The sequence below is a fragment of the Cupriavidus sp. 2SB genome (assembly GCF_005503625.1).
Taxonomy (GTDB): domain Bacteria; phylum Pseudomonadota; class Gammaproteobacteria; order Burkholderiales; family Burkholderiaceae; genus Cupriavidus.
Map to the genome: position 1 here is coordinate 1 of NZ_SCMX01000132.1, position 10,552 is coordinate 10,552.

A 10,552-nucleotide genomic window follows, 5' to 3' on the forward strand; every position below is an offset into this window, starting at 1 on the left:
GCCCCTGCATCGGCATCTGCTCGACCCTGTTCGACGAAATCTGCCAGGGCTGCGGCCGCACGGCAGGCGAGGTCAGCAACTGGGTGTTCTACAGCGAGGAAGAAAAACAGGTGATCTGGGAGCGGATTACGAGGGAAGGAACGGCCTGGCGGTTTCGGGAGGGGTGAACCCTATCATCCCTGATGGTTTACTCCCCTCTCCCGCAGCGCGGGAGAGGGGCGGGGGAGAGGGCAAGAGGTTCTGCTTACCGACTGGTCGAATTTTGAACTGCCGCCCCTCTCCCCCAACCCCTCTCCCGCAAGGCGGGAGAGGGGAGCAAGACAAAGGGAGCGCATAGCGACGGTCGTTAGTGACGATTCATCACCCACCCGCCAACCGCTTCTCCATATCTTCCACCACCTGACTCGCCACGCGTTGTCGCGCCAGCTTCCTCCAGCTTTCCGCCAGACAAGGTAGCTCCGCCATGTCGGCGAGCGCCGCATAGTTGAGCCGATCCACGTAGAGCACATGCAGCAGGCGCTGCAGTGTCCATTGCGGATAGGGACGGTTCACCAGCTCCAGCCGGTCACCCGCAGCGATCTCGCCTTCTTCGATCACTCGGTAATACCACCCCGTCCTGCCCGAGCCCTGCACGGCACGCGACATGCCAGCAAACCCGAAACGGTGATTGAGTTTCCAGCACGGCTGGCGCGCCTGCGAGACTTCGAGCAGGGCCGTGCCGAGCCGATAACGATCGCCCACGCAGACATCGGCCTCGGTCACGCCCACGGTGCTCAGGTTCTCGCCGAATGCGCCCGGATGATCGAGCGGGGCCACATTGCCGCCCTGCCCGGCCAGTTCCTGTCGCCAACCCGCATAGTGATCGCGCGGATAGTGGTGCAGCGCTTTCTCAGGGCCGCCGTGATGCCTGGGGTCGCCCTGCTCGTCGATATCCAATCCGACTGTCGTGACACGCACCGGACCGTCGACTGGGGATTTGGCGATGCCGCTCGGCACGCCCTTGGGTCCGAATGGCTGGAGTCGGCCTGCCATAACGGTATCGACAACAATCACAACCCTGCCTCCTCCATCCAGCGCGCGAACATCAGTTCGCCCGCACTGGCTACCGTCGCGCCAATCTCAGCAGTGCGGCGGCGGATGGTGCGGGGATCGACGCCCGCCTTGGCGAGTTCGACGGTATGGCCGATCAGCCAGGTCTCGATGTCGCCCGCCTTGACCTCGGGGTGGAACTGCAGCGCCAGCACATGCTTGCCGATGGCGTACGCCTGATTCGGCGTGGCTGCGGTAGAGGCCAGCCGTTCGGCACCCTCCGGCAGGTCGAAGGTATCGCCATGCCAGTGCAGAACTTCCCAGTCGGCATTGGCGAGCAGTGCCAGCGGCGACCTCTTGCCGGCTTCAGTCGGCTGGATCGGCGCCCAGCCGATTTCGCGTGTCCCCGGATAGACCCTGGCGCCCGACGCCGCGGCAATCAGTTGCGCGCCCAGGCAGGCACCGATAATCGGCAAACCCGCTTCCAGACGTTGGCGGATCACGGCAATCTCGGCTTCCAGCCATGGATAGGCTTCGGTTTCATAGACGCCGATCGGGCCGCCCAGTACCACGAGCAGGTCCGCCGGATCGGTCTGCACCAGCGTCAGGTCATCGACGCCCGCCTGGAACAGGCGGATCTCATGGCCGCGATCGCGCGCGACATCGCCAATCACACCTGCATGTTCAAAGGCGACGTGCTGGATCACGTCGGTGCGAGGCTGGCGCCTGGGTTCGGTCATCGGAAGGCACTCCTGCTCGGAAGTTGGTAGGCCCGTCTCCCGGGAACGGGAGAGGCGAAAACCGGATGGTACTGCCAAACTCCGCCCGCCGTCTTATCTAGGGTTTCGGCTTTCCAGGTTGCAGGACCAGCGTGTCGAAACTGTCGCCACCGGGATTGCGCCGATGTCCTCCAATCGTGACAAACTCCACACGCGCCCACTTGTCCGTCCAGTCCCGATAGTGCGGCGACAACGCGTTACCAGACTGCCCCGTCGATGCCATGAAACGAGAATCGGACAAGTCCGCCAGATCGTAGATGGCACGCAGGCTCGCCGCATGGGTGTTTTCGAATGGCGCGTTCTCGTCGCGCAGGCTGTGGCGTCCGACATCGACCGTATAGGTATCGCCACCCGTGCGCACCCGCACGTTGAACAGGCTGTTGAGGTACGGCACCTTGCCGAACGGCTTGTGTTCGGAGCGCGCCGTATGCGCCTTGCCCCAGCGCCACTTGCCCGCATCGTCGCCATACCGGCGATCCAGGTCGGCGATGGCGCGTTGCCATGCCACGCCGATCGCATCCGCACAGGTCTCCCGCGTGGTGGTGCGTGTGTTGTCGCACCAGAACGCGCCAAGGCCAGTGGGATCGCGCAGCGCGTTCATCATCGGCTGCTGCACGTTACGCTGCTCCCAGAGCTTGCCGAACAGCGGATCGCCCACCTTGTCCTCGAACAGGACGCGCGACAGTTCACGCAGCCATGCAGTGGCCACCAGCGGCTCTGCGCGGTCGGCGGCCATCGTGGCATCCCACTTGCGCAGGGCGTCGAGCAGATCGCGCTGGCGGGCGGGCAGCGATTTGTCGCTGGCTACTGGTGCGGCCAGCAGCAACGGCAGCGCGTCGCGCACGGCCAGCGACAGTACATCTTTCTGGATCGCGCCGAAGGATTCCGGCGTATGGCGCGGCGTGGCATCGAGCAACGTCTGGATGCGCTGGGCACGATATGGCACGGTCCATTCGCTGGTAATGAAGTGCGGATAGTTGTCGTCGACAATCTTCTGATTGGCCGTGACGATCATCCCGTTGGGCGGGTTAAAACGCTGCGGCAGTTCCTCGAACGGGATGAAGCCCTGCCAGTCGTAGCGCGCGTCCCAGCCCGGTGCCGGCGCCAGCCCCATCAGGTCGTTGTCCGCGCGGCGGATCGGCACCAGCCCTGGCGCGATAAAGCCGATATTGCCGTCGACATCGGCATAGACCATGTTCTGCTGCGGCGCGTGGAAGTCGCGCAGCGCGGTAGTGAAGCTTTTCCAGTCCGTCGCCATCCCCATGCGCAGGCTGGCCTGGAAAGTCTTGTCGTCGGGCCGCAGCGCGGTCCACTGGAAGGCGACCACATACCGCTCGCCCAGCGGCTTGGCCGCCGCGCGGATCGGCTCGGCCACATCGGACATGACCGGGCCATGGCGGGTGGTGCGCACCTGCATCGAGACATCCGACTCGCCCTTCACACGGATGGTCTCGGTGCGGGTCACAAACTCGGCCCAGCCATCCGGCGTCTGATAGCGCTTGGAATTGGCCGGGTCGATCCGTTCGATGAACAGGTCCTGCACATCGGGCGCCGTGTTCGTGAATCCCCACGCGATGCGTTTGTTGTGGCCCAGCACCACGAGCGGCGCGCCAGGCAACGTGGCGCCGGCCAGTTCGATCCCTGGCGCCTGGAGGTGCGCGAAGTACCAGAGCGCAGGCGCCTGCAGCCCCAGATGGGGATCGTTCGCCAGCAACGGCTTGCCGCTGCGCGTGTGCGCGCCCGATACCACCCAGTTGTTCGATCCCATGCCCTCCACATAGCCAGACGGGGCACGCTCCATCACCTGTGCCATGGCCGTGGCCACCGGGGCCAGGTGGCGATAGAAGTTGGCGTAGTCCATCGTCCGCACGGGCTTGTCGCCGGGATACGGTGCCAGGAGCTCGGCAATCCGCGAGGTGGGCAACTGCTGGGCCAACCCCATGCGCAACACTTCCTGCGACCAGTTGCCGCCGAGATCCCAGGCCATCATGGTCTGCCAGCCAAGGGTATCCACAGGCTCCCAGTGTTCGGGCTTGGTGCCGAGGATCAGGAATTCGGGGGGCAACGCCGATTTGCGCGTGTCGATGAACGCGTTCACGCCATCGGCGTAAGCCTGCAGCACGGCGCGGGTCTCGGGCGAGGCGCGCGCGTAGACCTCCTCCGCATTGCGCCGCACACCCAGCGTGCGCAGGAACCGGTCATTGTCGAGCGCTTTCGGTCCGAGGATTTCCGCGAGCCGGCCCGCCACGATGCGCTTGTTCATCTGCATCTGCCACAGGCGATCCTGGGCATGGACATAACCCAGCGCGTAATAGGCATCGAGCGCGTTGGCCGCCTGGATATGCGGCACGGCGTTGCGGTCGCGCACCACCACCACGCGGTCCCGCAGGCCGGAGAGTTGCAGCGTGCCAGCCGTATCCGGCTGCGACGCCTGGCGATACCAGATATAGGCGCCGATGCCGCCGGTGACGGTCAGCAACAACACGCACAGCAACAACCAGCCCAGCCTCTTGAACCAGCGCATCGGACCATCTCCCCCTTTGGAAACCCGCAAGCATCGCAGATTTCCGTCGATACAAAAATGCCCGGGCAGGCCGGGCATCGAGATTTCAGATCGGAATTTTCACGGTATCCGCTCGGATGCCGCTCAGGCAGGCTTCTTCAGTTGAAGCGACTTGTATTCGAGGAATTCCTCCAGTCCGAACTTGCCGCCTTCGCGTCCGTTACCCGATTGCTTGAACCCGCCGAACGGCGCGTTCATGTTGAACGGACCGCCGTTGATATCCACCTGTCCGGTACGGATACGACGTGCAACCTTGATGGCCCGCGCCTCGTCGCCGGACCACACGCCGCCGCCCAGGCCATAGACGCTGTCGTTGGCGATGCGGATGGCGTCTTCCTCGGTGTCGTAGCAGATCACCGACAGCACCGGCCCGAAGATTTCCTCCTGCGCCACCGTGGCGCGCGGATCGACATTGCCGAGCACGGTGGGCTTGACGTAGAAGCCACGGTCGAAGCCTTCCGGTGCGTCCGGTCCACCTGCCACCAGTTCCGCGCCCTCTTCCAGGCCACGCCGGATGTAGCTGGTCACGCGTCCCTTCTGCACATCGGAAATCAGGGGTCCGAGGCGGGTCGTCTCGGACATCGGATCGCCCAGCGTGAAGCCTTCCACGACCTTGGCCGCAATCGCCTTGACTTCGTCGTAGCGGGTACGCGGCACCAGCATGCGGGTATGGGCCGAGCAGGTCTGGCCCGAGTTCAGGAAGCAGGCGCTGATCGTACCCTTGACGGCCGATTGCAGGTCCGCATCGTCCAGGATGACCGATGCCGACTTGCCGCCCAGTTCCAGCGCCACGCGCTTGACCGATTGCGCGGCCAGTTCGGACACGCGCTTGCCGGCGCGGGTTGAGCCGGTAAACGACACCATGTCCACTTCGGGATGGCTGGCCAGTACCTCGCCCACCACCGGGCCGAAGCCGGTGACAAGGTTGAACACGCCAGGCGGCAGGCCGGCGGCTTCGATCACCTCGGCCAGCACGAATGCATTCAGCGGCGCCACTTCCGATGGCTTGAGCACCACGGTGCAGCCTGCGGCCAGCGCGGGTGCCACTTTCAGCGTGATCTGGTTCAGGGGGTAGTTCCACGGCGTAATCGCCGCCACCACGCCTACCGGTTCACGGACGACCAGCGAATTGCCAACCTGCTCCTCGAACGCAAAATTCTCCAGCAGCGTGGCGGCCTGGCCCCAGTTGTAGACGGGGCCGCCTACTTGAATCGCGCGGGCCAGCTTGATCGGCATGCCCACTTCGCCGGCGATCAGCTGCGCCAGTTCCTCGGTGCGGTCCTTCAGGCCCTCTGCGATCTTGCGGATATAACCGGCGCGGACGGCCGGCGAGGTGTTCGACCAGCCATCGAATGCCGCGCGGGCGGCGGCGATGGCGTCTTCGGCATCACGGGCATGGCCTTCGGGGATGGTCCCCATGACAGCCTCGGTGGCCGAATGGATGACTTCGATACTTCCCGTGCCGTGCGGAGCGACCCACTTGCCGTTGATAAACACTTTGTCTCGTTGTTGCATGGCCACAGCCCTCGTTAGGTGAATCGGCGATTGCAATTTTTTTGTTACTTTTATGGTGCCCCACATTGTAGAGCGGTTTCCTGTTATGGAATTCTTGCGGTTCCAACAGTCTCACCGTACAGGTGGCGATAATCGGCCGCGCACCATTCTTCCGAGGGGCCTCGCCGCGGGCGGCCGAATCATAAAAAAGGAGCGAGACATGGTCGACCCGATCTATCAAAAGACGGAAGCAGGTCAGGAGGAAATTCGTACCCGCGCCCGCAAGCTGGACCAGAAGTTGCGCGCGCTGTTGCTGATCGTGAACGGGGAACGCAGCAGATCGGCGCTATTGGCGCAAGTCAGCGGCATGGGCGTGAGCGACGCAGCGCTCGACACCCTGCTCTCCCAGGGACTCATCGTGCCGATCCCGGAACCCGTCAACGCAGCGCCACCGCCTCGCGCCGGCAAGCCTGAACCGGCCCGCACCCGGCCGGAAACCAACCTCTTCGCCGCGTACTCGGGATTCAATTCGGCTGACGGCAAGGGCATCGACGACCGCTTCGACGTCCTTGCCGATACCACCATCGCCCCGGCGATGACTCCCGCACCGCCTGCGCCAGTCGCTCTTGCCGGGGCCGACAACTACCAGCGGCTCTACCACTTCTTCACGGATGTGATCGGCAATCACCTCGGACTGCGCGGGTACGTCATGCAGGTCAAGGTCGAAAAAGCCTCCACCATCGTCGAACTGGCGGCATTGCGCGATGTGTTGGGTACCGCGCTGCAGAAAGCCAAAGGCGACATCACGGCCCACGCGATCATCGACCAGCTCGATGATCTGCTGGCGGAGATGGGGGTGGCTCCGGCACGGTGAGCCGCTATGCGTTCCCCTCTCCCGCTTGCGGGAGGGGGGAACTCACCGCCGGCGTCGCCGGCATCCCCACCGTGTACCAATCCACCTTCCGCGTGACCGCCATGATGATCATCAGCGTCACGAACAGCAGCGCGGTGCCGAGCACGAGGGCGTTGTCTTCCGAGACCAGCAGGCCGTAGAGCGCGCCGTATAGCGTGGTCAGGAGCGCCGCGAAGCCGAGGCCGCGTTGCCAGCTGCGCAGCACGAATGTCAGGTAGAAGCCTAGCAGTCCGATACAGGCGGCGCTGGCGATGATGTACGCCACCACGAAGTCCACATGTTCCGAGAGGCTGACCAGCAGCAGGAAGAACATCGCCAGGGCCAGGCCCGCCAGCAGGTACTGGATGGGGTGGATGCGCAGCGTCTTGACCAGTTCGAACAGGTAGAGTCCGGCGAACGTCAGCAGCACGAAAAGCAGGCCGTACTTCACGGCGCGTTCGGCCTGCACGTAGATGTTCACCGGCTCCATCAGCGTGACCGATGCCGACTGCAAGTGGCTCACGTCTTGCGACGACGCCAACTGTTCCCGCACTCGGGTATTGAACGAGGTAATCGACCAGTCCGCGCGGAAGCCGTCCGTGGACACCGTTCGCTGGCGCGGCAGGAAGTCGCCATCGAAGCTGGGGTGCGGCCACGGCGACTGCATGCTGAACTGGTTCAGGCCTGCCACTGGCGTGAAGGCCATCGAGCGGGCGCCGAGCACCGAAAGCTTCATCGAGAACGGCACGATGCGCGCATCGGCCGGCTTGCCCGCCATGCCGCTGGCATCGATACGCGCATGCAGGCCCTGCGGCAGGCTGGACAGCCGCGTGCCCTGCAGCATTTTCAGCGCCGCGCCGCCGAGTTCGATCACCGGCTCCGACACCAGACCCCGCATATCGGCCACGCCCACCATCACATAGGGCTGGCCCATGTCGAAGCGCACGTGGTTCGTCGATTTCGTCAGATCCACGGTCGACTTGGGATCGGGCAGTTCGATGGTCCCGTTCAGGTCGCTGGCAGTCTCATAGACGATGGTCTTGTGAATGCCACGGTAGCGTTCGCTGGGCGTGACCACGGTCCGCACTTGCAGCGTCTTGGGGAAGATCAGGATCTGGCGCGATTCCTCGCGATAGGTGGTGGCCGGTTTGAAGGTGGCGGGCGCTTGCGGTGCCGTCCGATCGACCGCAGGCGGATCGGCGATGACTTCCTTGAAGGGCACCACGATGATCGGACCCGTCAGGGTCTGCGGACCAGCATAACTCTGCCAGATACTGCGCTCGGCTTCATCGCGATAGGCACCACGCTCGCGCACGATGCCGAGCACCATTTGCAGGGCGATCCAGAGCAGCAGGATCACGCCGCCAATCATCAGAATGCGGAAAATCAGAGGTTTGTTCATGGACGTCTTGAGGTGTCGAGTGGACATGCCGCAAGACTAGCCAGCGTCTGTGGGCGCGCCGAGGGCCCGATGTGAAACGTCTGTGAAGCGCCGGTGAAGCCTCTTGCCGCGTTCAGCCCGACACGGGCAGTGTCAGGACCGCACTCGCCCCACCGCCGAGCCGATTCCCCACGGTCACCTCGCCACCGTGCAGGTGCGCCACCTCGCGCACCATGCACAATCCAAGCCCCGTACTGCGATCGCCACCGGGACGCGGCAGCGAATAGAACCGCTCGAACAATCGTCCCGTCGCGTAATCAGGAATCCCGGGGCCGCGATCCTCGACCCGGATCACGACGCCATCCTGTTGCGATGCCGATTCGAGAGCGATATCGATGACCGAGCCAGACGGCGCAAAATCCAGTGCGTTTTCGAGAAGGTTAACGATGGCCTGTCGCAACAGAAACGCATCGCCGGTCACGGCAGGGATTGAATGTGCAGGCGGCTGCCAGCGCAGCTGTACATTGCGTTGCCGCGCGCGAGGTTCCAGCGACTGCACGATCTGCGCGATGTCGTCGGCCAGCGGCACCGGCTCGCGGTTTTCAAGCCGCTGCCGCTGCTCCACTTCGGCGAGCGCGAGCAACTTGCGGATTAGCTGGTCGAGCCGCTGCGACTGGCTGCGGATATTGCCAAGAAACCGCGCGCGATCGGCGGCAGGCATATCTTCCTGCAGCAGTTCAGCCGCCCCGCCGATGGCGGCCAGGGGACTTTTCATCTCGTGCGTCAGCGTGTGGATGTAGTGCTCCACGTATTGCTTGTCTTCGAGCCGCAAACGCATGGTCTCCACAGCGCGACCCAGTTCGGCCAGTTCGCTCGCGCCGCGCAGCGGCATCGCGGCACGCTCGCCAGCGGCCACCGCGCGCGCGTAGCGCTGCAGCTTGCGCAGGCCGAACACAAGCCACAGGGTGCAGCCCACGCCAATCACCGCCGCGCCGCCAATCAGCAACATCCCATACGTGAGGATCTTGCCCTGGCTGCGCGCGATAAACGGCGCCATGGACTGATTCGGCTTGGCCACGGTCAGCGCGCCGACAATCGCATCGCCATCGCGGATCGGCGCCGCCACGTACATGATGGTGCTGGTCTCGTCGTTTGGGTCGGACCGCGTGCTGCGCGCGCCGTACTTGCCCTGGAGCGTCAGATAGACATCGTTCCAGCGCGAGTAGTCGGCACCGATATCGGTCCCGGTAGAATCAAAGCGGACAATGCCCTGCGCGTCGGTGATGTAGATGCGATAGCCGATGACGTCCTTGTGCAGGCCCCAGACGCTGGCATCGACGGGACTCTCACGCAAGTTCTCCAGCCGCCTGGCGAAGTTGCCGTCGGCAACGTGGCCGCTCTTGAAGTCGTCCGCAGCAAGCACCGCCAGTACGTTGGCGGTATCGACGAGCGTATCTTCCATGGCCTGCCGCACGCCCGGCTTCACCTCCTGCACGAACACGCGCAGCGTCAGGAACGCCGCCAGCCCCACAATCAGGAAGAAGCCAAAGAAGATGCGCAGGCCGATATGCATGGCGGGAAGGTCGGAGTTCGCTCAGGTTTCGAGCGAGTAGCCCATGCCGCGATGGGTGCGGATCGGGTCGGCACCCGGATCGATTTCGCGAAGCTTGGCGCGCAGCGTCTTGACGTGTGTGTCGACGGTGCGGTCGACGGTATCGAGCGCATCGTGCCAGACCAGATCCATCAGTTGCGGCCGTGCATAGATGCGACCGGGGTGCTGCACCAGCACGGCGAGCAGCCGGTATTCGTAACGGGTCAGGTCAAGCCATCGGCCCCGCCACGCCATCCGCGCGCCATCGGAATCGTGATGGAAGCCGTCAGGAAGAACCGGCGCCGCAGCCACGGGCGCTGACGCCACCGCCCCGCGTGCCCGGCGCAGGATCACGCGCACCCGGGCCGCCAGTTCGCGCGGCGAAAATGGCTTGACCACGTAGTCATCGGCACCGATCTCCAGGCCGACGATGCGGTCGATCTCTTCGTGGCGAGCCGTGAGGAAGATGACCGGCACATCCGAGAAGGTGCGCAGTGTGCGGCAGATCTCGAAGCCGTTGATGTCAGGCAGGCCCACATCGAGGATCACGAGGTCAGGTCGTTCGGCACGCAGCCGGTCGAGCGCCTCGCCGCCCAGCACGCAATGCGTGGCCTGCATGCCGTCGGTGCGCAGGGCATACAGAATGGTGTCGGCAATCGCGGATTCGTCTTCGACGACGAGAATGGCTGGCGGCTTCATCGCCGCATTATCCGCCATCGCGCGACGGTTCGGGCACATCAAGCAGATATCGGAGGCGACGCAGAAAGGCGTCGAGGTCAAGCGGACGGCGACGGTGCATGGCAGAACTCCTTTTGAGTTGGAG

Annotated in this window: 9 protein-coding genes; 2 read left to right on the forward strand and 7 right to left on the reverse strand. The window is 64.3% G+C overall.

The window, feature by feature from the left end; translation table 11 throughout:
• Nucleotides 1-167, forward strand: a 167-nt coding sequence (locus tag FFS21_RS31005; RefSeq protein ID WP_137928501.1) for a DUF1289 domain-containing protein, incomplete at its 5' end; no start/stop codon positions are given.
• Between the two features lie 193 nt (nt 168-360).
• On the opposite strand, the gene FFS21_RS31010 is transcribed toward FFS21_RS31005, so the two are convergent.
• From FFS21_RS31010 to FFS21_RS31025, 4 genes are all read right to left on the reverse strand, one after another.
• On the reverse strand, nt 361-1,032 hold the full coding sequence (locus tag FFS21_RS31010; protein ID WP_137928502.1) for an MOSC domain-containing protein: 672 nt from the start codon (nt 1,030-1,032) through the stop codon (nt 361-363).
• Between the two features lie 17 nt (nt 1,033-1,049).
• Nucleotides 1,050-1,769, reverse strand: a complete 720-nt coding sequence (locus FFS21_RS31015; protein WP_137928503.1) for a glutamine amidotransferase — start codon at nt 1,767-1,769, stop codon at nt 1,050-1,052.
• Between the two features lie 97 nt (nt 1,770-1,866).
• Nucleotides 1,867-4,332: a penicillin acylase family protein gene (locus tag FFS21_RS31020; RefSeq protein ID WP_137928504.1), complete on the reverse strand. Its 2,466-nt coding sequence runs from the start codon at nt 4,330-4,332 to the stop codon at nt 1,867-1,869.
• Between the two features lie 123 nt (nt 4,333-4,455).
• Nucleotides 4,456-5,886, reverse strand: a complete 1,431-nt coding sequence (locus tag FFS21_RS31025) for an aldehyde dehydrogenase family protein (protein WP_137928505.1) — start codon at nt 5,884-5,886, stop codon at nt 4,456-4,458.
• 199 nt (nt 5,887-6,085) lie between these two features.
• Here FFS21_RS31025 and FFS21_RS31030 point away from each other — a divergent pair, with 199 nt between their 5' ends.
• Nucleotides 6,086-6,739 (forward strand): hypothetical protein, encoded by a 654-nt coding sequence (locus FFS21_RS31030; RefSeq protein ID WP_137928506.1) that lies wholly within the window; start codon nt 6,086-6,088, stop codon nt 6,737-6,739.
• Between the two features lie 4 nt (nt 6,740-6,743).
• Here FFS21_RS31030 and creD read toward each other — a convergent pair whose 3' ends face one another.
• The 3 genes from creD to creB form a co-directional block, all read right to left on the reverse strand.
• Complete coding sequence (gene creD / locus FFS21_RS31035) at nt 6,744-8,159, reverse strand: cell envelope integrity protein CreD (protein ID WP_137928507.1); 1,416 nt, start codon at nt 8,157-8,159, stop codon at nt 6,744-6,746.
• Between the two features lie 112 nt (nt 8,160-8,271).
• Complete coding sequence (gene creC, locus FFS21_RS31040) at nt 8,272-9,711, reverse strand: two-component system sensor histidine kinase CreC (RefSeq protein ID WP_137928508.1); 1,440 nt, start codon at nt 9,709-9,711, stop codon at nt 8,272-8,274.
• Between the two features lie 21 nt (nt 9,712-9,732).
• Nucleotides 9,733-10,428, reverse strand: coding sequence for a two-component system response regulator CreB (gene creB / locus FFS21_RS31045; RefSeq protein WP_137928509.1), 696 nt, complete (start codon nt 10,426-10,428; stop codon nt 9,733-9,735).
• Between the last annotated feature and the right edge of the window lie 124 nt (nt 10,429-10,552).